The sequence below is a fragment of the Halomonas colorata genome (assembly GCF_014897985.1).
Lineage (GTDB): Bacteria > Pseudomonadota > Gammaproteobacteria > Pseudomonadales > Halomonadaceae > Vreelandella > Vreelandella colorata.
In genome coordinates, this window is sequence record NZ_JABUZA010000002.1 from 75,370 (window position 1) to 97,630 (window position 22,261).

Below are 22,261 nucleotides of genomic sequence, written 5' to 3' on the forward strand. Positions count from 1 at the left end.
ATCATTCAGTTGCGAGGGCCTGGCGCTTTTTAACTGCGCTATCCAAGCGTGCCAACAGTGGCTTGATACGCTCGTGCTTCATGGTCATGGCGGCCTTATTAACCACCAAGCGCGTACTGATATGGGCAATCAGCTCACGCGGCTCCATGCCATTGGCACGCAGCGTATTGCCGGTATCCACAATATCCACGATTTCATCGGCCAAGTTCATCAAAGGCGCCAGCTCCATCGCACCGTAAAGCTTGATGACTTCGGCCTGAATACCCTGCTCGGCATAGTAACGTCGGGCAATATCGACAAACTTGGTCGCAACGCGTCGGCGCGCAAGCGCTGGCTGCTGTCCGGTAACGCCCGCCGTCATCAGCTTGCAGCGGGCAATTTCCAAATCCAACGGCTCATACAGGCCTTCGGCGCCATGCTCCAGAAGAACGTCTTTACCCGCAATACCCAGGTCAGCAGCACCCAGCTGTACATAGGTAGGCACGTCGGTTGCCCGAATGACTACCAGCTTTACATCAGGCAGATTGGTGTCAAACAGCAGCTTACGACTCTTGCCTAAATCTTCCGCTGGCGTAATACCTGCATCGGCGAGCAGTGGTAGCGTTTCATCCAAAATGCGCCCTTTGGAAAGGGCTAAAATTAGTTGCTTACTCATTGTATTGGCCAATGGTTAATAGCATGGCTTAGCCAGGAATACGGCGAATGCGTGCACCCAGCAGCTGCAATTTCTCTTCGATACACTCGTAGCCACGATCAATATGGTAGATACGGTCGACCAGCGTTTCGCCTTCCGCCATCATCGCCGCGATCACCAGAGAGGCTGAGGCGCGCAGATCAGTAGCCATCACGGGAGCACCGGAAAGCTTTTCTACGCCATTGATTAGCGCAGTGTTGCCTTCCAGTGTGATATCCGCCCCCATGCGGTTAAGCTCTTGCACGTGCATAAAGCGGTTTTCGAAGATGGTTTCCACCACCCGCGAGTGCCCAGTGGCCACCGCATTCATGGCAACGAACTGCGCCTGCATGTCGGTTGGGAAAGCCGGATAAGGCGCGGTGCGTATATTGACGGCTTTTGGCCGCTTGCCATGCATATCCAGAGCGATCCAATCATCACCGGTGGTGATCTCGGCACCCGCCTCCTCAAGCTTGGCAAGCACCGCATCGAGAATATCCGCTCGCGTACGCTTTACCTTTACTCGCCCGCCAGTCATGGCGGCAGCAACCAGGAAAGTACCGGTTTCGATGCGATCCGGCATCACGTCATGGTGGCAACCATGAAGCTTCTCGACACCTTCAATCACAATCGTATCAGTACCGTGACCACGGATATTGGCACCCATTTTGATCAGGCACTCAGCAAGGTCGACAATTTCCGGCTCGCGAGCAGCGTTCTCAAGAACGGTTTTGCCCTCGGCAAGCGTTGCCGCCATCAGCAGGTTTTCAGTCCCCGTGACCGTCACCGTATCGAAGAAGATCGTGGCGCCTTTTAAGCGACCATCAACACGAGCACGGATATACCCGCTCTCAACACGAATATCAGCACCCATGGCTTCAAGGCCACGAATATGCAGATCAACCGGACGCGAACCGATCGCGCAGCCGCCGGGCAGCGATACATCCGCCTCGCCAAAATGAGCAAGCAGCGGACCCAATACCAGAATAGAGGCGCGCATCTTCTTGACCAGCTCATAAGGCGCGTGGCAATGCGTCACTTGCGAGCCATCCAGCTGAATGCTGAGCTTTTCACCCATGACGGGCTCAACGCCCATGCGGCCCAATAGTTCAAGCGTGGTAGTGATATCCTGAAGATGCGGCAGGTTACCAATGACTACCGGGCCATCCGCCAAGAGGGTGGCACATAAAATAGGCAGCGCGGCATTTTTGGCACCGCTTACCCAGACTTCACCGTCGACCGATCCGTTGCCGGTAATAATTAACTTATCCATGCAGCCGCCGTTACTGGGCGTTTTCCGACGCAGTGGACCACTGCGTCGGAGTAAACGTCTTAATGCTAATGGCGTGCAGAGCGCCTGAAGCGATCTCATCACTGAGCGCTGCGTAAACCAATTGCTGACGCTTAACCGGAGAGAGACCTTCAAAGGCTTCACCAACCGCAATCACTTGGAAATTACAGCCTTCGCCCTGGATATGGAACTCACATCCGTCGACACGGGATTCAAGCAGCGCTTTTACCTCATTGGGTTGCATGAGACAGGAAACTCCTTCGGGTCAGTGTGAATAATGCTAATAGGGCAACATAATAAAGAAAAGCGACACGCTTGGCGATGCCAAGGGTGCCAACCCTAACGGGCGAGGGTCGGCGAATGAATCAATGCTTCAACTTCAGACAAAGCGGCTAAACGCTCAAGCGGTGCAGAAAGCATTACGCCGCTAACCGTGATCTCGCATGCCTGACAGGTGCGTAGCCACTCAAATAGCACGCTGACGACGGCACTACTGGCTTTTTGAACGCCGCTAAAATCAAGCGCCACTGCGTTTAACTCAGTAGCCTTTAGCCACTTGCTGCCAACGGCGGCAAGCTCAGCCGCCGTTGCCATACCGGCATCGCCGGCCACATATAGCGTGCCCTGCTCTACCTTAAGGCTTACCTGTGACTGTGACAGCAACAGCGTCACGCATCGCCCCCTTGCTCTAACTCGTCTACGCCAATTTCAGGCGCCCAGGCACGAATAACCGCGTCGTAATCACGATTGTTTTCGCGCATTGCCTGATCAAACTGGTTACGGAAGGTCAAGCCCAAGTTAATACCGTTGACGATCACGTTTACTACACGCCAGTCACCGCCTGAAAGGCGCAGGCTGTAGCTAACCGGATAAACCTGACCATTGGTGGCCACCACTTCCATATCCACGCTGGCCTGGTCTTCATAGCGTTGGCTGCGCTGATTATCCAGTACGCGCAGATCCTGATAATCAAAGGTCACCAAACCGCGCGTGTAAGTATCAATCAAGGTTTGACGGAAAACATCCGCAAAGCGGCTGCGCTGCTCAGGTGTCGCGTTACGAAAGTAGCTACCCATCACGCTTGCGCCGATGTAGCGAAAATCCGCCACATCTTCAAGGCTATCGTCAACCAGCGCTTCAAGCTCATCGATATTGCTTGCGTAGTAGTCTTTTTTGCCTTCGATCTCACCCATCAGCGCATCCACGTTTTCGCGAACCATCGCTTCAGGTGACTGTGATTGAGCCTGGGCCTGAAGCGGCAGTGCCAATGCCAGCACCATCAGAGCAACCAGCCAACGCATTAACGGCAGTGTCGTTTTTCGCATTACCTTCACCTCTTCTACTTAACGTTTAGTTACTAGCCATATTGGATACAAATTGCTGGATAAGTTCTTCTAGCACCAGCGCCGACTGCGTATCGCGTATGGTATCGCCATCTTCCAATACTGCCGGGTCACCGCCTACGCTTAAACCGATATACTGCTCGCCCAGTAAGCCAGCAGTGAGAATCGCCGCGGTGGTATCCTGGGACAGCTGGCCTTCCAGGTCATTATCCAAGCGTAGCGTGACATTGGCGTCATACCATTCAGTATCCAGATCAATCGACTCTACGCGCCCCACCGTAACGCCTGCCATGGTGACCCGGGCACGGGGCTTCAGCCCCCCGATATTGGCAAAGTTAGCTTCCAGACGGAACGTTTCAGAAGGGGCGGAAAGGCTTAAGCCACTTACACGCAGGCCCAGAAACACCAGCCCGACAATTCCCGCCAGCATAAACAGGCCGACACCAAACTCCATGGTTTTACTGCGCTTCATGAAATCACTCCACCCCTTAAAGACCGCCGAACATGACGGCGGTTAATACAAAATCAAGCCCCAGCACCGCAAGCGACGAATACACCACCGTGCGCGTGGTAGCGCGCGAAATACCTTCAGACGTAGGCACCAGATCATATCCCTGGAACACAGCGATCCAGGTGACCACCACAGCGAAAACCAAGCTCTTGATAATGCCGTTACCCACATCGCTGACAAAAGAGACGCTGGCCTGCATATTGCTCCAGTAAGAGCCTTCGAAGACGCCCAACCACTCCACCCCTACTAGATAGCCGCCCCAGATACCCACTACACCAAACCCTACGGTAAGAATCGGCAGCGCCACAAAGCCGGCCCAGAGCCTGGGTGCAATGACCCGGCGCAAAGGGTCTACCCCAATCATTTCCATGCTGGTCAGCTGCTCGGTTGCCTTCATCAAGCCGATTTCAGCGGTGAGTGCCGACCCTGCTCGCCCGGCGAACAGCAGTGCTGCGACCACCGGCGCCAGCTCGCGCAGCAGTGAAAGTGCCACCATTTGCCCCAGCGCCTGCTCAGCGCCAAAATCAACCAGAATAGTGTAGCCCTGCAGCGCCAGCACCATGCCGATAAATAGCCCCGAAACGAGGACAATGGCGAGCGAGAGCACACCGACAAAGTGCATCTGGCGAAGCCACAAATACCACCCTTCACGGGAGGGCACCCCCACCGCTGACTGGGCCAGAAACAGACCGGCACGGCCTAACGCCTCCATCACGTCGCACCCTTTTCGCCCTAATCTGGCGATCTGATCGACGCCTTGTTGAAATCTTGTGTGCATTACCCTGCCCTAGTCGCGGTAGCTTGACCGAGAATATCGCGATAAAGCGTCTCGGCGGGATAGTGAAACGGCACCGGCCCATCAGGCTCGCCATGTACAAACTGGCTGACACGCGGATCCTGGTTGGCATTGAGGGTGTGTGGCGTCCCTTCGGCAACCACCTGTCCGTCGGCCAAAAGATACAAGTAATCAGCAATGCTCAACGTTTCTTTAATATCGTGCGATACCACTACCGAAGTGAGCTCAAGCGCCTGATTAAGCCGTTTGATTAACTGCACAAGCACGCCCATTGAAATAGGGTCCTGGCCGACAAAAGGCTCATCATAAAGAATCAGCTCTGGGTCGAGGGCAATTGCCCGGGCAAGGGCGACGCGTCTTGCCATCCCTCCAGACAGCTCGGCAGGGGTAAGATGACGAGCACCGCGCAACCCAACGGCCTCAAGTTTGAGCAATACCAGATCACGGATCATGACATCCGTTAAATCAGTGTGTACGCGCAGCGGAAAAGCCACGTTTTCAAATACATCCAGGTCCGAAAACAGCGCGCCGCTTTGAAACAGCATTCCCATGCGCTTACGTAATGTAAATAGCGCCTTTCTTGATAGTCGGTGCACGTCCTGGCCATCAACTAGAATGCGCCCGCGTTCAGGCGTTAACTGTCCCCCTATCAACTTAAGCAGCGTGGTTTTGCCCGTGCCGCTAGGCCCCATGATCGCAGTTACTTTACCCTGAGGGATCACCATATTGATGCCGCGAAAAATCTCATGGCTCCCACGCGAGAAGTGCACGTCTTCAATTTCAATGAAGGGAACGTCTGTCATGGGTTGATTGACTCCCATTATCGCTGGTTCAGAGCGGGCCAGTAGTACTTCTGGCCTATTCTACAGTTTAAAAACAGTGTTTTCGAAATATTATCGAACATCGTATCTTAACTCTATTGGCACTAACAGACGAGTCTACGTTCCAATGCGACATAAAAACCCTTCAAGACGCTATGCTTATACGCAGTGACTAAATGTTATTCTTATGGGCTTGTCGCTGTATGTTTCATTCAGAACGTTTCAATCAAAACGAGATTTCCATGCCTCAACCCTCCTCTACCCTTAGCCTGCTGCGTGAAAGCGCTTTGCGCACGCTGCAAATTGAACAGGCCGCAATCGGCGGCCTTCAGGCCAAGCTTGATGAGAGCTTTGACCGTGCCTGTGAACTAATGCTGGCCTGTCAAGGCCGCGTAGTGGTGACCGGCATGGGCAAGTCAGGGCATATTGCCGGAAAGCTTGCCGCGACGCTTGCCAGTACGGGCACGCCGGCTTTTTTTGTTCACCCCGGCGAAGCCAGCCACGGTGACTTAGGCATGATTACACGTACCGACGTGGTACTGGCGCTTTCCAATTCCGGCGAAACTGCTGAGGTAACCGCGCTGCTTCCCTTACTGAAGCGTCTGGGCACACCGCTGATCAGCATGACCGGCAAGCCCAACTCAACGCTTGCCAAGCATGCCGATGCGCACCTGGATAGCGGCGTCGAGCGCGAGGCCTGCCCGCTTGACCTGGCACCGACAAGCTCTACCACGGCGGCGCTAGCACTAGGCGATGCCCTTGCCGTTGCTTTGCTTGAAGCCCGCGGCTTCACCGCCGATGATTTTGCGTTATCTCATCCAGGCGGCAGCTTAGGCAAACGGCTTTTATTGCGGGTTAAAGATCTCATGCATGATGGTATACGTTTGCCACAGGTAGCGCTTGGCAGCCCGCTGCGTGATGCACTGCTTGAAATTACCCGCCAGGGACTCGGTTTTACCTGCGTGGTGGATAGCGAAGGCCGCTTGGCAGGGGTTTATACCGATGGCGATTTACGTCGCACCCTCGATCAGTTTCACGACCTTCGTGAGGTGGTAGTAGACGATGTCATGACGCGGCCCGGCAAACGCATTAGCCCCGACATACTGGCCGCCGAAGCAGTACGCATTATGGAAGATAGCCGCATTACCGCTCTAGCCGTAGTCGATGATCAACAGCGGCCCATTGGCGCGCTGCATATGCATGATCTGCTTGCCAGCGGCGTTATTTAATTATTTTTCTGACAAGGATTCCTTTATGGCCCTCCCCACCACCCTGCTTGATCGGCTTCGCCATGTGCGCCTGCTTGCCCTGGATGTTGATGGTGTTCTCACCGATGGTCGCCTCTACTTCCAGACCGACGGCGTTGAGATCAAAGCATTCCATACCCAGGATGGGCATGGTTTGAAACTGCTTAAACGCGTGGGCATTCACGTGGCCCTTATTACCGGCCGCGATTCCCCCATGGTAAGCCTGCGCGCATCGGCGCTGGGAATAGCCCATGTGCATCAGGGCTGCGAGGATAAGCTCACTACGCTGAAAGAGCTTTGCCAACAGTTGAATCTGGATCTCAGCCAGGTCGCCTACTGCGGTGATGATTTGCCCGACCTTGCTCCGATCAAGCGCTCCGGTATAGGCATTACGGTTCCCAATGCACCAGATTATATGCATACGCATGCCGACTGGATTACTGATCGCCTAGGTGGCCACGGCGCCGTACGTGAAATCTGCGATACGCTACTCGAAGCGCAGGGCCACTGGGACGCTGTACTCGATACCTATTTACCCGGGCGCTCATAATGTTTAGCCGGATTAAAAGACGCGCCTGGCTCGCAGGCTTGGTCATTGCTTTAGGGGGTCTGCTGGTATGGCTGGATCCGCGCGGCCCACAAGACCAGTCAGTTGATCCGGCGGCCCAGGCCGAAGAGCCTGGCCACGTGCTGGAAAATGCCGAGATCACCCTGTTTGGCGAGTCGGGGCGCATTCAGCAGTCGCTGGCCGCCCCGCTGCTGGTATATATACCCCAAAGCACCATGGCCCAAGCGACGCAGCCTGAAGCCACTCTGTTTGACAGCGACAACCGTGAGTGGCTCGCCAATGCCAACGAAGGCGAGCTTAATACGGATACTCAGGAACTGACGCTGTCTGGCGAGGCTCGGCTTATCGCCCCGTCAGAAGGCTGGCAGCTAGATACGGACTTATTGCGCTATGATGGCCTGACGCGACACGCCTGGAGCGAGACGCCAGCGTTACTGCAACAGCCGCCCCAGCGCATGAGTGCATCACGTATGGACGTCTGGCTTGATGATAGCCAGGTCCGGTTAACCGATAACGTACGCGGGCACCATCCTCCCGTGACACAAACTCCTTAGGAGTCGCTATGAAAGCTTTTATTCGCACTGCGCTTTTTGCGCTTGCGGTGCCGCTATCGGCGGCGGCCCAGACAAGCCAAGCCCCGGTTGAAGTAGAGGCCGACCGTCTAGACCTCGACCAGCGTGCGGGCACGGCCGTATATTCAGGCAACGTCAATATTCGTCAGGGTAATATGCAATTACGCGGCGATCGCGTTGAAATTTTCCGTAACGATGCGGGTGAGCTTTCCCGTGCGATTGCAACGGGTGACCGCGCCTACCTGCGTAACCAGCTGGAAGACCAGGATACGCCGATGGAAGGCTGGGGCAAACGGGTGATTTATCACGTCTCTGAACGGCGCGTCGAGCTGATTGACCAGGCCGAATTGACTCAGGCGGGCGACAAGTTCACCGGAGGTCGCCTGGAATACTTTATTGATCGCGAAGTAGTGCAGGCACGCTCAGATGTGAGCGGCAGTGAGCCGCAGCGTATTCGTATGACACTTCAGCCAGCGCAATAGGAGTGGCCGATGGCTACTGTGGAATCACCACCAATCAAGACCCTCTACGCCAATCATTTGGCCAAAAGCTACAAGCGTCGCCGTGTGGTCAAGGATATTAGCCTGGAGATAGCCCAAGGCAGCGTTGTGGGCCTTCTAGGCCCTAACGGTGCGGGCAAGACCACCTCGTTTTACATGATTGTGGGCCTGGTGAAGTCTGACGCGGGCACCGTAAGTATCGACGAGCTTGATTTGACCCGCGCCCCCATGCACGAACGTGCCATGGCAGGCATTGGCTATCTCCCCCAGGAAGCCTCTATTTTCCGCAAACTGTCGGTGGCGGATAATATTATGGCGATCCTGGAAACCCGCAAAGATCTAGATAGCGCTGGCCGCGAGCAACGCCTCGAAGCGCTGCTTGAAGATTTCCATATTACGCATATCCGCGACAACCTGGGCATGAGCCTTTCGGGTGGCGAGCGGCGCCGGGTCGAGATTGCCCGCTCACTGGCCACAGAGCCTGCCTTCATACTGCTGGATGAGCCGTTTGCCGGGGTCGACCCCATCTCCGTCGGCGAAATTAAAAGTATCATTCGTGCCTTGAAGCAGCGCCATATCGGCGTGTTAATTACTGACCATAACGTGCGCGAAACGCTGGATATCTGCGATATTGCTTACATTGTGGGCGATGGTCATATCATCGCGGGCGGCAGCCCAGAGACTATTCTCAATAACCAGAAGGTCAGAGAAGTTTACCTGGGTGCTGATTTCCGTCTTTAAATTTATGTTCACTGCTAAACAGGGATCTGCAGCAGAATTATTATCAATGGCATGCTTATTGCACTTGCACATAAACATGACTCGCACTAGGGTAAAGCTTTCCGAGTAACGAGTGGTTCTCAGATGGTCATGAAAGCTTCTCTCCAATTGCGTATCGGTACGCAGCTGACCATGACACCTCAGCTGCAGCAGGCCATTGCCCTGCTCCAGTTATCCACATTGGATCTGCGTCAGGAAATTCAGCAGGCGCTGGATGCCAATCCGATGCTGGAACAGGAAGATGAATTCGGTGAGCAGGCAGCCGTTGAAACGCAGGAAGCGGAGTGGGCGGAAAGCATACCCAATGAACTCTCCGTTGATAGCGACTGGTCCGACACCTATCAGGATGTAGGCAGCTCAGGCAGCAGCACTGAGGGACCTGACTTTGAGCGCCAGGCAGCGGGACAAAGCCTGCACGGTCATTTGCTTTGGCAGCTCGCCATGACCGACTTCAGCGCACGTGAACAGCAGATTGCAGAAAGCTTGATCGACGCGCTGGATGCCAACGGCTACCTGACGCAGCCCTTAAACGATATTCGCGACGGGTTGCGCGCTCAAAATATCGAAGCGCTTAGCCAGCGCGAGATGGAAACCATTCTGATGCGTTTGCAGCAGTTTGAGCCGACCGGCGTTTTTGCCCGCGACCTGCGCGAATGCCTGATGCTTCAACTGGCTACCCTGCCCGATGACACTCCCCTGCTTGTCCCGGCGCGCCGTCTGGTACGCCAGTTTCTGGAAGCACTCGGCAAAAATGACATTCGGCTACTCAAGCGCCGCCTAGGGCTGGACGATGAGCAGCTAGACGATGTGATTGGCCTGATCCGCAGCCTGGACCCACGCCCCGGTAGCGCTTACGGGGTGACCGATGATAGCTATATCACGCCTGACCTGGTGGTACGCCACGATCATGAAGGCTGGCACCTGGAGCTTAACCCTGAAGCTCTGCCTCGCCTGCGCATCCAGCCCGACTACGCCAGCTTGATCAAGCGTGCCGACAAGAGCCAGGATAACCAGTTTTTAAAAGAGCACTTGCAAGAAGCACGCTGGTTAATCAAAAGCCTCTCCAGCCGCAACGATACACTGCTGCGCGTAGGGCGCGAAATCATCACCCGTCAAATCGGCTTTTTAGAGCAAGGTGAAGAGGCCATGAAGCCTTTGATTCTTGCGGATATTGCAGAAGCCGTGGAAATGCATGAATCCACCATTTCACGTGTGACAACGCAGAAATATATTCATACCCCACGGGGTGTCTTTGAGCTTAAATACTTTTTCTCAAGCCAGATCAGCGGTCAAGACGGGGGCGACAGCCACTCAAGCACGGCGATTCGCGCCCGGCTCAAGAAGCTGATCCAGGACGAACCCCCTGGCAAACCGCTCTCAGACAGCCGTTTGGTCACGCTGCTTGAAGAGGGAGGTATTACGGTGGCACGGCGTACTGTGGCCAAATACCGCGAGTCATTGGGCATTCCATCCTCCAGTGAACGCCGTCGCTTAAGGTAGGCTTTTAGGAGGTCTTGAGACAGTTTTGTACAAGAGAAACAGCAAAACTCGCGACAAGGGCTTTGCAACACCGTAAAAAGGGTTACAATCGAAATACAGTCCGATGGATAAGGAGTACGTCAATGCAAGTAAACATCACTGGTCATCACGTAGAACTGACTGACGCCTTGCGTGACTATGTTAATGAAAAGCTTGAACGCGTCGAACGCCATTACGACAATATCACCACGGTACAAGTAACCTTATCCATTGAGAAGGAGCGCCAGCAGGCGGCATGCACCCTTCATGCAGCAGGCGCCGACCTGCATGCCGATGCGGAAGATGTCGATATGTATGCAGCCATCGACGCATTAGCCGATAAAATCGATCGTCAACTCGTTAAGCATAAGGAAAAAGCACAAGCTCGCGCCCAAGGCGCAGGCGTGCGTTAACTCAATGACGTTGGAAACTATCCTCCCCCCGGAGCGCGTGCTTTACGATGTGCCTGGGGGCAGCAAAAAAAGGGTGCTGGAGTTTTTCAGCACCTTTATCGCTCAAAACACACCTAGCCTGGACAGCCAAGAAGTGTTCAGCCGACTGATTGGTCGCGAACGACTTGGAAGCACGGGGATCGGCAACGGCGTTGCCATTCCCCATGCACGTAGCCCTCACTGCGCTACGCCCATCGCAGGTTTTCTAAAGCTATCAGAGCCCGTTGATTTTGACGCTATAGACGGTGATCCGGTTGATCTCGTATTTGTGCTGCTGGTACCTGAAGAGGCCGATGATACACATCTGTCGCTCTTGGGCCAGGTAGCCACCATTATGAACGATGCCAGCACACGCCAAGCGTTACGAAAAACCAATAGCCAGCGTGAGTTGTTTGATTTGCTTATGAGTAAAATTCGTGAGCAGACAGCAACGTAGCCTGTAGAGCGTTTGGCATCTCTTCTCGCTTTCACATCCATGCTTTTACCAAAGCACGCAAAGAGAGCCATTATGCAACTGGTGATCATTAGCGGCCGCTCAGGGTCCGGTAAATCTATCGCTTTACAGGCGTTGGAAGATATTGGCTACTATGCCATCGACAACCTGCCTGCAATGTTGCTTGGCTCGCTGGTAGATGAACTTTGCGAAGAAGGCGGGCGTACGCACCTAGCAGTGAGTATTGATGCGCGCAATTTGCCTACGGCGCTGGAAAGATTGCCAACGCTGCTTGATGAGCTGCGTCAGCGCCCCATTGACTGCCAGGTCATCTATCTGACCACCGATGCGCGTATTTTGCTTGAGCGCTACTCTGCCACACGGCGACGCCACCCATTAACGCGTGATAGCCATATGACGCTTGAAGAGGCGATCACCAAAGAGGAAGAGACGCTTAATGAGATACGCGACTTAGCCGATCTTAGGATAGACACCTCACGTTTATCGGTACACGATTTGCGCCGGCGCATAGCCGATCAGGTCGCCCACCAGCACAAAGACCAGCTAACGCTTACCTTTGAATCGTTTGGCTACAAGCACGGCGTGCCCATGGATGCAGATTTGGTGTTTGACGTGCGCTGCCTGCCCAATCCCTACTGGGACCCAACGCTACGTCAGTACACAGGACGTGACGCAACGATTATTGCGTTTCTGCGCGGCTATCCGATTGTCGAAGATATGAGCAACGACATTCAGGCTTTGCTAGAACGTTGGCTGCCAGCTTATCAGAATAGTCAGCGTAGCTATATGACCGTGGCCATCGGCTGTACTGGCGGGCAGCACCGCTCCGTGTATATCGCCGAGCAGCTGGCCCAAAAGCTTGCGCCGTTAATAGGCGAAGTACAGTTGCGCCATCGCGAGCTTGGCCTGCAATATACGTTAAGCGGCACGCAAGCAGAGCCGCTTGATAAAGCTTCATTGGCAGAGCAGGCGCCTAGCGCTCAGTAAACGCATACTGCATACATCATTAATGACACCACTCGGAGAAAGGGAACCAGGGTGCCAGAAAGAACGCTAACACTTACCAATCAACGTGGCCTACATGCCCGCGCAGCAACCAAACTGGTCAAGTGCGGTCAGCAATATTCCGCCAGAATTCACGTGTACAAACAGCAGCAAATGGCTGACGCTGCCAATATCATGTCGCTTTTGATGTTAGCCGCACCTTGCGGCACCGAACTGCGTATTCACGCGGAAGGTGACGACGCCGAACACGCGCTTGAAGCCATACAAGCCCTGTTCGACGCCCGCTTTGACGAAGACCAGTAGCGCTTAGCTACCCGCCACCGTCATCGCATCAATCAGCCAACTACCCGTATGAACACTACCACGCGTATCAGTATCGCTGCCGATACCGACCAATCCTGAGAACATGCGCTCCAGGTTTCCGGCAATGGTGAACTCTTCAATTGGATACTGAACTTCACCATTCTCGACCCAGAAACCTGCCGCCCCGCGGGAATAGTCGCCGGTCACCCCGTTGACGCCCTGCCCCATCAGTTCGGTTACCCAGATACCCCGCCCCATTTCCTTGAGCAGCGCTTCGCGTGTTTTCAAGGGCGCGTCAAGGCGCACATTGCGTGCACCGCCCGCATTCCCGGTGGTCTGCATGCCCAGGCGACGAGCGCTGTAGGATGAGAGCATGTAGCTTGCGATGCTCCCCTGATCGATAAAGCGATTGTTGCGCGTTTGAACGCCTTCACCATCAAACGGCGTACTGGCCGTGGCTCCAACTTCCATGGGTCGCTCTTCAAGACTGAACCACTCGGGAAAAAGCGGTGTCCCCAGACGATCGCACAGGAAAGAGGACTGACGATACAGCGCGCCGCCAGCCAAGGCGCTGAGCAGATGACCGATTAACCCTGCAGATAGCGAAGGATCAAACAGGACTGGAAATGTACCCGTGGGGGGTAACTGGGCGCCTAACCGGCGTAGCGTGCGCGCAGCCGCCTCTCGGCCAACCTCAGCAGGGTCACGTAAATGCAGAGGGTTACGCGCAGAGGTATAGTCGTAATCGCGCTGCATGCCGCTCTCATCCTGCGCGATCAACATGCAGGAAAGTGAATGACTGCTGCCTTTCTGGGTGCCTAAAAAGCCGTGACTATTGGCATAGACCCGAACACCTTCGCCACTGGAGAGCGAAGCGCCCTCTGACTGGCTAATACCGTCAACATCGCGACCCGCCTGCTCACAGGCAAGCGCAATCTCAATAGCCTGTTCGGTGGTCAGCGCCCACGGATAATGCACTTTCAGATCCGGAAGCTCAGTGGCCATCTGGTCAGCATCTGCAAGCCCAGCGACCGGGTCTTCACCGGTGTAACGGGCAATCGCCAATGCCTTTTCAACCACGGCCTGAATAGAGGCGCTGCTTGCATCGCTTGAAGACGCACTTCCTTTACGCTTACCCACATAAAGCGTTACCGCAATGCCTTGGTCGCGGGAAAGTTCAACGGTTTCCACCTCACCCAAGCGCACGCTGACACCCGTGCCCTGATCGACGCTTGCGCCAACCTCGGCGGCATCTGCGCCCAGTCGTTTGGCCAGGGCCAGCGCTTCTTCTGCACGTGCTGTCAGAAGTGCCTGCTGCGAGGATGCATCAAATGCCTGTGCCATATGGCCTCCTTTTTCGTACGAATTGCATCGCCGAATCAATGTTATGGTCGCAGCCTGATATAATGCTGCCAACGAATCTTGTCTGTGAGTTTAATTATGCCGAAACTACGCCCCGAGCCCTTTGATACTCAAGAGCCCGAAGAGCGGCCGAGCAAATCGCAACTCAAACGCGAAATGCATGCGCTTCAAGCGCTTGGCGAAACCTTAATCGCCATGAAGCCCGCCGAGCGTGCTCGTTTTCCTCTCTCTGACGATATGCTCAGGGCCATTGAAGAGACCTCGCGTATCCGCTCCCACGAAGGGCGTCGTCGTCATATGCAGTACGTCGGCAAGCTCATTCGTAAAGAGGACCTGGTCGCGATTCAAGGAGTATTTGACTCAATCGAGCAGGAAAAAGAGCAGCGTGATCATGCTTTTCACCGCCTTGAAAAGTGGCGGGACCGGCTGGTTGAAGAAGGCGATCCTGCCGTTGACCTGTTCATGGCGGAATACCCCGACGCCGATCGCCAGGCGCTACGTCAATTAATCCGTAATGCCCAGCGCGAACGTGACCAGGGCAAACCGCCCACCAGCTCGCGTAAACTGTTTAAACATCTACGCGAGACGCTGGCGCTTTAACGCCCTAAGCTTCAACCCCGTTAAGAAGACTGCGTACCGCCAACGGTCAGCTCATCTAATTTTAGCGTGGGCTGACCTACGCCTACCGGTACGCCCTGCCCTTCTTTACCGCACACGCCAATACCGGTATCCAGTGCCATATCATGGCCAATCATGGAAACGCGGCCCATCGCCTCGGGGCCATTGCCTATCAGCGTGGCACCTTTTACCGGCACGGTGATACGCCCGTCTTCGATTAAATAGGCTTCACTGGCGGAGAACACGAATTTACCCGACGTGATATCCACCTGGCCGCCACCAAAACTGACGGCGTAGATCCCGCGCTTGACGCTTTTGATAATATCTTCAGGCTCATCCTGGCCTGCCAGCATGACCGTATTGGTCATACGCGGCATGGGTAAATGCGCAAACGACTCACGGCGCGCATTACCGGTTGGCGCCATATTCATCAGCCGTGCATTCAGCTTGTCCTGCATATAGCCGGTCAGAATACCGTCTTCGATCAGCGGGGTGTTTTGGCCCGGTGTGCCTTCGTCATCAATGCTTAACGAGCCGCGCCCGTCGACAATGGTAGCGTCATCCACCACGGTGACGCCTTTAGCCGCCACACGCTGCCCCATACGCCCGGAAAACGCCGAGCTGCCTTTACGGTTGAAGTCACCTTCAAGGCCATGGCCCACAGCCTCATGCAGCAAAATACCCGGCCAGCCCGACGCCAGCACCACAGGCATTTGCCCGGCGGGCGCGTCAACGGCCTCAAGATTCACCAGCGCCTGGCGTACGGCCTCTTTAGCGTAACGCTCAGCGACACCTTCATCGCGCAGGCGCGACATCGAGTAGCGTCCACCACCGCCTGAGCCGCCCCGCTCTCGACGGCCATTTTTCACCGCAATCACGCTCACGTTAAAACGCACTAGCGGGCGAATATCAGCCGCCAACGTGCCGTCACTGGCGCGCACCATGACCACTTCGTAAGTACCCGAAAGCGACGCACTAACCTGCGTAACGCTTGGGTCTGCTGCGCGCGCCGCGCGATCGGCGTCTTTTAGCATGGCAACCTTTTCTTCAGCGGTTAGCCCCGCCAAAGGGTCCACGCCCGCATAAAAAGATGCTGCGGCAACAGGCTTTACTACCTGCCCAGGCAAACGCTTGCCGCTACGCACAATACCTGACGCCGTACGTCCGGTATCGATCAGCGCATCGGCCGTAATTTGGTTGGAGTAGGCAAAGCCGGTTTTTTCGCCTGCCAGCGCACGCACGCCGACACCACCATCAATGTTATAACTCGCTTCTTTGACTTCGCCGTCCTCTAATACCCAGCCTTCCGTCCAGGTACGCTGAAAGTACAGATCAGCATAATCCACACCCGCACCCATGGCGTATTCAAGGCCTTTATCAAGGCCATCAAGGTCGAGACCACCCGGCGTGAGCAGAATGGAAACAGCGGACTCTATATCGCTCTTAATTGCGGTCATTGGGGGCCTTCTAAAGTAACCTGCGGCGAAGCCCAGGGGCCTCGCACGCGATAATGAATGGTCGTCGCTCGATCCAGCGCATCACCAAATAGCTGGTCGGCAATAAATAATGCGCCACCCACCACAGGAGCACCCACTGCGATAGCGGCAATTGGCAAGCTCTGTGTCACTGGTAGTACAACGCCCAGGCGTTGGTCGAGCTCGCGATGAAGTAGGTTAACGTTGCCCGTTAAGGTTAAGTTGGCGGCAGGCGCGTCAATTTGCAATGGCTCGCTCAAGGAAAGCTGACCATTCGCTACATTCGCCGAGCCATGAACTCTATCAAAAGCAGTGCCCTGGCCGGTTACGTCAGAAAAATCCAGGCGTAAGCGGCGAAAAATATTATCCAAGTTTAGCAGACCAACGAGCCGCACCGGGGCGGACTCCAGGGTCATAAAGCGGCCATCTTGAAGATCAGCATCAATCTCACCCTGGGCCTGACTTAAATCAAACTGCCACGGCGCCCCCGCCCAAGAAAGGTTGGCGTTTGCATCAGTGCGCCGGCTGCGCAAGGCAACGGGCTGATCCAGCCGCTCTAGTGCTGTACCTATATCGCCACCCTGAAGTGAAATATTAGCGCGGGTACGACTAGTGGAAACATCACCCTCCCAGTAGAGTTCACCACGGGCGGAAAGTTGCCCGAGCGTCAGCCCAACCGGCGTCAGCGAGAATCGATCATCATCGGTGTGCCAGTAAGCCGATAAAGGCCCAAACCGGCTCGCGCCCATACTTATTTCTGCAAGCCTGAGTCGGCCATCGGGCACTTGGGCAAGCCAATCGGGAATAGCTGCCGGTGTGGCTTTGTGGGTTTCTACTTCCTGCATCCAGGATTCAGGGGAAGACGCGCCATCTTCCTCGGAGGATTCTGCCAAATTAAACAGTGGATCCAGCGCCAACTGCTCAATAGTGATATCCAGCGGGTATTGGGAGGCGGCGTCATAATGAACCCGCCCCGCGATCAACTCACCGTCAAGCGCTGCATTGATAGCTCCGTTGTGGACATCACCGGTTAACGCCACCGCCCCCACACAGGTCTGCTGATACACCAGACAGGCGGTTTCCAGATCAACCTTAAGTGGAGGATGATCGTTCATTGAGCCTGCTGATACGCTTTGCTCACCGGCCAACAGCGGGGCTATGGCCTGCTGCCAAGCCTTAGGATCAATGCGGGGAATACTTGCCTGTAAATCTACGCCTAGCTGTGAAGGCCATTCAGGCGGGCTAACATCCGCCTCCGCCAGACGCAGACTGGCAGACAATCCGCCGTGCTGGTGTAAGCGCAGATGGGCAATATCAGCCAGGCGGCTTTCCACACGCCCGCTTTCAAAATCAGCGTTGAGCATCCAGGGCCAAGGCTGCCCCGCCGCTTTAGCAAATGGCGCAGGTAGCTCACTGGTAACCCCCGCCAGCTGACTTTCCAGCGTTAAACGTGGCGTTGGTTCAAGCGACACGTTGCCCTGCCACTGGATCGCGCCACTAAATAACTGCGTCCCCTGCTCGGCAGGAATCCCCGCCAATGGGAACAGTGGTGCAAGCGGGGTTTGGCCGCGCAAGGCGATGCCGTGGCGCTGGGTATGCAGCTCAGCATTAATGTCACCACCGAGTAACTTTCCGCCCACATCGCCTATCAAAGCCATGCTCTCACCGTGCTGCTGCCAGGTTAACTGGCCACGCAGGGCCTGAAGGGCCAGATTAAGCGGCGTATACACAATACGAGTTAAGGCCGGCGTGGCATTGATCTCAAGCTGGAGTGCTTCAGGCGTCGAGAGGGGTAGCGACAAGGCTAAATCACCCTCCACCTCACCTTCCACCTGAAGATCGTTGAGGATATCCAGGTCAATATCGGGCATCGACTGTAGAAATGCTTTCAATGACGCCCCATCGCTCTGCAAATTCCCCGATACGTTGAGCGTTTCATCCTCCATGATCAGCTCGCCTTGAGAAGCCGTGACCCCATGGCTTTGCGCATGGTCTATCTGGGCTTCAAGCACCTGGCTTTGCCACTTCAAGCGTCCCTGCACCTCATCAAGACGCGGCCAGCCCGGGGCGATGGGCAGATGTCCCTCAATAACGTTCAGAGCAAGCGTTGCAGATATATCATCAGCACTTACGCCCTCACCAAGCGGCAGGCTAAGTTTGAGCGAGCCATTGGGCACCTTGCCACCGATATCGTTAAGCAGCCAGGTGCGCAGCTCTTCATCAAAAGCATTAAGCGGCAGCCATTGCGCCAGCGGACGATCCAAGGCGTTCACATTGGCAAAATCGATATCTAAGCCAAACTGGCCCGAATTCTCACTGGCGATTAAACCAAATCCACCGCTTACCTGGGCGCCATCCCAATTCACGTTGAGCTGACGCCCACTTATCATAGTTCTGGGGCCGTCGTAGACCCACTCCACCACGCCTTCTGCGTTTTGTAGCTGCATGGGAGCGATAAACAGATCGGGGAAATACAGGCTAGTTTGGCCAGCGCTATCAAACGTGACGCGCCCACGCAAATCTCGTGCCTGCACCCAGGCGTCCACAGGCCCACCACCGGGCGCCTGCTGCCAGGGCGATACTTCCACATTGGTTAATGCTGCATCAACACCCCAGCGTCCTTCATTCTGGCCCAGGCGCAGGCCCTGCACCTGACCTTGGGGAGCCAGCGTCTGCAAGACACGCGTTACCGATTCGGGAAGAAAAACGTAATCGCGCCATGCCGTCAATGAGGCAAGCTCGAATGCGCTGGTACGCAGCTCCCACTGGCCGGGCTGGTGGGCAAGATACCAATAGTGCGGCAAAGCAGGCCCTTCGGTGACGCCTTCCGGCTGCGCCCACTCAACGTTTTGCGCATTGCCTCTCAGCCACGCTTCTCCGCCATCGCCATCGCGCTGCCACTCGCCATGCGCCTGGATATTTTTTAATACGGCGTATTGAATATCCTGACGCAGAACCAGCTGAGGAACATCGACAGCCAGCCGCGCCTCCTGAAGTCGCCCTTCATACCAGCGGCCCCATAGACGAGCATCGCCGCCCATTTGCTCTAGAAAAGGCACATGATCGGGGCGAAACATTTCCGCCAATACCAGAAGCTGATCAAACTGCGCTTCCAGCGAGAGCGTGGCAGAAAAATCATCGATACCACGTTTGCCCGGCTGCATCTCTGCCAGCAGTTGCACTGCCGGGGTTGATGGTGCTTGTTCCTGGTCGGCAGAAAGAATATCCACCGTGCCCTGCAAGCTGGTCCCTTGCGAATTGCCCGTCAAGAGTAGCGTTGGGGCTTCCAGCATAACGCGGTCGTGCTGGCCGTGGAGCACAACACGGGTATCGTCGATCCAGATACGCTGGCGCAACAGCCACTCTGTCAGGCCATCAATGGTGGCTAAGTCAACCTCTGGTTCAGGGGCTATATCAAGGGGTAAGCGAGCCGGTTCTGGCCATTGCCACTGATGCTCAAGCCCTTGATAAAGGTGAAATTCGGTTTGATGAAGCCTGATATCACTGAAGATGGGTAGGAAATTGCATAGCGAAGCCACTATATCCAAGCGTAGTTCGGCTTGCTGCAGTGAAAACAGTGACTGCCCGCTGGGCGTTTCAGCCTCAAAGCCTTCAAGCTTAAGAATCAGGTCATTACGGGCCATGGACACAACAAGATTCTCTATGTGCACCGGTACGCCAATCTTGGCTTCAAGCCAGCTTTCAAGGTGCGGCGTCAAGGCATCCGCCTGACTAACCGCAAGCCTAAAAAGCAGCAATACAACCGCAAGAACGCCCAGACCCCAGGCGAGCAGAAGTAAGCTCCAACGCGTCAGAGAACGGTTCTTCATACAATTACATCAACACAATATCGTACTGCTCTTGTGAATAATGCTGCTCCACCTGAAAGCGAATGGTTTTGTTGATAAACGTTTCCAGATCAGCGACGGCTGCTGACTCTTCATCGAGCAAGCGATCAACAACCGGCTGAGACGCCAATACCATATAGGTTTCTGGACTATAGGCCCGCTCTTCACGCAGGATTTCACGGAAAATTTCGTAGCATATCGTTTCGGGCGTTTTTAACGTACCGCGCCCGCTACACGTCGGACATGCCTCACATAGCGTCTGCTCAAGGCTTTCGCGGGTGCGCTTGCGGGTTAACTGCACCAGGCCTAATTCTGTCACCCCAGTACACTTGGTTTTGGCGTGGTCGCGCTCCAAGGCTTTTTCAAGCACGCGCAGCACCTGCCGCTGGTGCTCCACTTCTATCATATCGATAAAGTCGATAATGATAATGCCACCTAAATTGCGCAGGCGAAGCTGACGGGCAATGGCGGTGGCTGCTTCCAGATTGGTCTTGAAAATAGTCTCTTCAAGATTGCGATGCCCAACATAACCGCCCGTATTGACATCAATCGTGGTCATCGCCTCGGTGGGGTCAATAACCAGATAACCGCCCGATTTAAGCTGTACCTTACGCCCCAAGGCCTTCTGAATTTCATCTTCAACGCTATACAGATCAAAGATAGGCCGCTCACCAGGATAGTACTCAATTCTATCCACGGCATCGGGCATAAACTCTTCGGCAAACTCGACTAACTTGACGAAGTTTTCCCGGGAATCAATACGCACTTTCTCGATATCATCGCGCATTACATCGCGCAAGGTGCGCATAAATAGCGGCAAATCGTCATAAATAACGCTGGATGGCGCTGCGGTAATTTTGCGCTCGGCGACTTTTCGCCAGATGCGCAGCAAAAAATGCATATCGCCTGCCAGCTCTTCATCACCCACACCTTCTGCCGCCGTGCGCACAATAAAACCGCCGGTGACTTCCAGCGTTTGCTCGGCAATACCACTATCTAGTAGCGCCTTGAGGCGCTCGCGCTCCCGCTCATCCTCTATACGCTGAGAAACGCCGTGATGGGGGGAGTCCGGCATATACACCAGATAGCGTGAAGGGATCGATAAATGCGTGGTAAGCCGCGCCCCTTTTGTACCGATAGGGTCTTTGGTTACCTGTACCACCAGCGCCTGCCCCTCGTGCAATAGCTGGCCTATGGTTTGCTGCTCGTCGCTTGGCGTGCCGGAAGGCATAACCTCATGGGCATGAATAAACGCCGCTCGCTCCAGGCCAATATCAACAAAGGCAGCCTGCATTCCAGGCAATACACGAACCACCCTGCCTTTGTAGATATTGCCTACTATCCCACGCCGCCTTGAGCGCTCAATAAGCGCCTCTTGTAAAACGCCGTTTTCAACAAGCGCAACGCGGGTTTCCATTGGCGTTAAATTGATGAGGACTTCACCACTCATGCAAAATTCCTTCTCGGTTCACGTATTTCACGCCCGTCTATAGGCAATGAGACGACGACTAGGTGTGCGAGTAATAATGCCCCATCCAAATAGGCACCCCCTGCTGATTTAGCAATTGCGCCGTTTCATAAAGCGGCAAACCAACCACTGCTGAGTGGCTACCCTTAATTTCTTCCACAAAAATCGCGGCCAGTCCCTGTATAGCATACCCGCCTGCTTTATCTGCCGGCTCACCGGTTTGCCAATAGTCGGCGATTTCCCGAGTGGTGATCTCACGCATTCGCACGTGTGTGGTGACGCAGCGGCAAAGCACGCCCTTAGGGCCGGTAACGGCAACCGCGGTAAGCACCTCATGCCATCGACCGGAAAGGCGCGCAAGCATAGCGGCGGCGTCATCTGCATCCACAGGTTTGCCTAACAGTACGCCATCCACCACAACCGCGGTATCTGAACCTAACGTAGGTAGTGAGCTCAGCGGCGCCGACGCTTCGGCTTTAGCAACGGCTAGACGCTCGACATAATTCTTGGCAGACTCACCCGGTTTGGGCGTCTCGTCCACATGGCTGGGTAGAATACTGACAGTGACGCCAATTGAGGCCAGCAGATCGCGCCGCCGGGGTGAGGCAGACGCCAAACACAGCATAGGTGATGAGGTAGTATCCAGCGCAGCCATG

The 22,261-nt window shown here is 55.1% G+C and carries 24 protein-coding genes; 11 read left to right on the plus strand and 13 right to left on the minus strand.

Annotated features, from left to right (window positions below):
- Position 1: 1 nt before the first annotated feature.
- The 8 genes from hisG to INT33_RS01560 all read right to left on the minus strand — a co-directional run bounded on the left by hisG (position 2) and on the right by INT33_RS01560 (position 5,417).
- A complete protein-coding gene (gene hisG, locus INT33_RS01525; protein WP_193090951.1) occupies positions 2 to 655 on the minus strand; it encodes an ATP phosphoribosyltransferase in 654 nt (217 codons plus the stop codon).
- Positions 656 to 683: 28 nt separating this feature from the next.
- Complete coding sequence (gene murA, locus INT33_RS01530; protein ID WP_018915748.1) at positions 684 to 1,946, minus strand: UDP-N-acetylglucosamine 1-carboxyvinyltransferase; 1,263 nt, start codon at positions 1,944 to 1,946, stop codon at positions 684 to 686.
- 10 nt (positions 1,947 to 1,956) lie between these two features.
- On the minus strand, positions 1,957 to 2,208 hold the full coding sequence (locus INT33_RS01535) for a BolA family protein (protein ID WP_192537186.1): 252 nt from the start codon (positions 2,206 to 2,208) through the stop codon (positions 1,957 to 1,959).
- Positions 2,209 to 2,303: 95 nt separating this feature from the next.
- Positions 2,304 to 2,636, minus strand: a complete 333-nt coding sequence (locus tag INT33_RS01540) for an STAS domain-containing protein (protein WP_192537184.1) — start codon at positions 2,634 to 2,636, stop codon at positions 2,304 to 2,306.
- Entirely contained in the window at positions 2,633 to 3,289 is a 657-nt protein-coding gene (locus INT33_RS01545) for an MlaC/ttg2D family ABC transporter substrate-binding protein (RefSeq protein ID WP_192537182.1), read from the minus strand. Before INT33_RS01545 ends, INT33_RS01540 begins: the two co-directional genes overlap by 4 nt.
- A 25-nt stretch (positions 3,290 to 3,314) precedes the next feature.
- A complete protein-coding gene (gene mlaD, locus INT33_RS01550; protein WP_192537180.1) occupies positions 3,315 to 3,779 on the minus strand; it encodes an outer membrane lipid asymmetry maintenance protein MlaD in 465 nt (154 codons plus the stop codon).
- Between the two features lie 16 nt (positions 3,780 to 3,795).
- Positions 3,796 to 4,596, minus strand: coding sequence for a lipid asymmetry maintenance ABC transporter permease subunit MlaE (mlaE, locus tag INT33_RS01555; RefSeq protein WP_192537179.1), 801 nt, complete (start codon positions 4,594 to 4,596; stop codon positions 3,796 to 3,798).
- Positions 4,596 to 5,417 carry an ABC transporter ATP-binding protein gene (locus tag INT33_RS01560; protein ID WP_192537177.1) on the minus strand — a complete coding sequence of 274 codons (822 nt, stop codon included), beginning with the start codon at positions 5,415 to 5,417 and terminating at the stop codon, positions 4,596 to 4,598. The genes mlaE and INT33_RS01560 overlap by 1 nt, the downstream gene beginning before the upstream one ends.
- Positions 5,418 to 5,677: 260 nt before the next feature.
- On the opposite strand from INT33_RS01560, the gene INT33_RS01565 reads away from it, so the two are divergent.
- From INT33_RS01565 to INT33_RS01610, 10 genes are all read left to right on the plus strand, one after another.
- Positions 5,678 to 6,664 (plus strand): KpsF/GutQ family sugar-phosphate isomerase, encoded by a 987-nt coding sequence (locus tag INT33_RS01565; protein WP_192537175.1) that lies wholly within the window; start codon positions 5,678 to 5,680, stop codon positions 6,662 to 6,664.
- A 25-nt stretch (positions 6,665 to 6,689) separates the two neighbouring features.
- Positions 6,690 to 7,232, plus strand: a complete 543-nt coding sequence (locus INT33_RS01570) for a KdsC family phosphatase (RefSeq protein ID WP_192537173.1) — start codon at positions 6,690 to 6,692, stop codon at positions 7,230 to 7,232.
- Entirely contained in the window at positions 7,232 to 7,804 is a 573-nt protein-coding gene (gene lptC / locus INT33_RS01575) for an LPS export ABC transporter periplasmic protein LptC (RefSeq protein WP_192537171.1), read from the plus strand. Before INT33_RS01570 ends, lptC begins: the two co-directional genes overlap by 1 nt.
- Before the next feature lie 8 nt (positions 7,805 to 7,812).
- A complete protein-coding gene (gene lptA / locus INT33_RS01580; protein WP_192537170.1) occupies positions 7,813 to 8,304 on the plus strand; it encodes a lipopolysaccharide transport periplasmic protein LptA in 492 nt (163 codons plus the stop codon).
- 9 nt (positions 8,305 to 8,313) lie between these two features.
- Positions 8,314 to 9,063, plus strand: a complete 750-nt coding sequence (lptB, locus tag INT33_RS01585) for an LPS export ABC transporter ATP-binding protein (protein ID WP_018915737.1) — start codon at positions 8,314 to 8,316, stop codon at positions 9,061 to 9,063.
- Between the two features lie 123 nt (positions 9,064 to 9,186).
- Positions 9,187 to 10,602 carry an RNA polymerase factor sigma-54 gene (locus INT33_RS01590; protein WP_192537168.1) on the plus strand — a complete coding sequence of 472 codons (1,416 nt, stop codon included), beginning with the start codon at positions 9,187 to 9,189 and terminating at the stop codon, positions 10,600 to 10,602.
- 122 nt (positions 10,603 to 10,724) lie between these two features.
- A complete protein-coding gene (hpf, locus tag INT33_RS01595) occupies positions 10,725 to 11,033 on the plus strand; it encodes a ribosome hibernation-promoting factor, HPF/YfiA family (protein ID WP_018915735.1) in 309 nt (102 codons plus the stop codon).
- A gap of 4 nt (positions 11,034 to 11,037) precedes the next feature.
- Complete coding sequence (gene ptsN, locus INT33_RS01600) at positions 11,038 to 11,508, plus strand: PTS IIA-like nitrogen regulatory protein PtsN (protein WP_192537166.1); 471 nt, start codon at positions 11,038 to 11,040, stop codon at positions 11,506 to 11,508.
- A 72-nt stretch (positions 11,509 to 11,580) separates the two neighbouring features.
- Positions 11,581 to 12,513: an RNase adapter RapZ gene (gene rapZ, locus INT33_RS01605; RefSeq protein WP_192537164.1), complete on the plus strand. Its 933-nt coding sequence runs from the start codon at positions 11,581 to 11,583 to the stop codon at positions 12,511 to 12,513.
- Between the two features lie 51 nt (positions 12,514 to 12,564).
- Positions 12,565 to 12,834: an HPr family phosphocarrier protein gene (locus tag INT33_RS01610; protein WP_192537163.1), complete on the plus strand. Its 270-nt coding sequence runs from the start codon at positions 12,565 to 12,567 to the stop codon at positions 12,832 to 12,834.
- A 3-nt stretch (positions 12,835 to 12,837) separates the two neighbouring features.
- On the opposite strand, the gene pmbA is transcribed toward INT33_RS01610, so the two are convergent.
- Positions 12,838 to 14,178: a metalloprotease PmbA gene (gene pmbA, locus INT33_RS01615; RefSeq protein ID WP_192537162.1), complete on the minus strand. Its 1,341-nt coding sequence runs from the start codon at positions 14,176 to 14,178 to the stop codon at positions 12,838 to 12,840.
- Between the two features lie 96 nt (positions 14,179 to 14,274).
- Here pmbA and yjgA point away from each other — a divergent pair, with 96 nt between their 5' ends.
- On the plus strand, positions 14,275 to 14,796 hold the full coding sequence (yjgA, locus tag INT33_RS01620; RefSeq protein ID WP_018915730.1) for a ribosome biogenesis factor YjgA: 522 nt from the start codon (positions 14,275 to 14,277) through the stop codon (positions 14,794 to 14,796).
- A 20-nt stretch (positions 14,797 to 14,816) separates the two neighbouring features.
- Here yjgA and tldD read toward each other — a convergent pair whose 3' ends face one another.
- From tldD to INT33_RS01640, 4 genes are read right to left on the minus strand one after another with little or no spacing between them, the layout of a single operon-like run.
- On the minus strand, positions 14,817 to 16,271 hold the full coding sequence (gene tldD / locus INT33_RS01625; RefSeq protein WP_192537160.1) for a metalloprotease TldD: 1,455 nt from the start codon (positions 16,269 to 16,271) through the stop codon (positions 14,817 to 14,819).
- The gene (locus tag INT33_RS01630) at positions 16,268 to 20,119 is read right to left on the minus strand and encodes a YhdP family phospholipid transporter (RefSeq protein ID WP_193090952.1); all 3,852 of its coding nucleotides are present in this window, start codon (positions 20,117 to 20,119) and stop codon (positions 16,268 to 16,270) included. Before INT33_RS01630 ends, tldD begins: the two co-directional genes overlap by 4 nt.
- 4 nt (positions 20,120 to 20,123) lie before the next feature.
- Positions 20,124 to 21,587, minus strand: coding sequence for a ribonuclease G (gene rng / locus INT33_RS01635; RefSeq protein ID WP_192537157.1), 1,464 nt, complete (start codon positions 21,585 to 21,587; stop codon positions 20,124 to 20,126).
- 58 nt (positions 21,588 to 21,645) lie between these two features.
- The gene (locus INT33_RS01640) at positions 21,646 to 22,260 is read right to left on the minus strand and encodes a Maf family protein (RefSeq protein ID WP_225736066.1); all 615 of its coding nucleotides are present in this window, start codon (positions 22,258 to 22,260) and stop codon (positions 21,646 to 21,648) included.
- Position 22,261 lies beyond the last annotated feature (1 nt).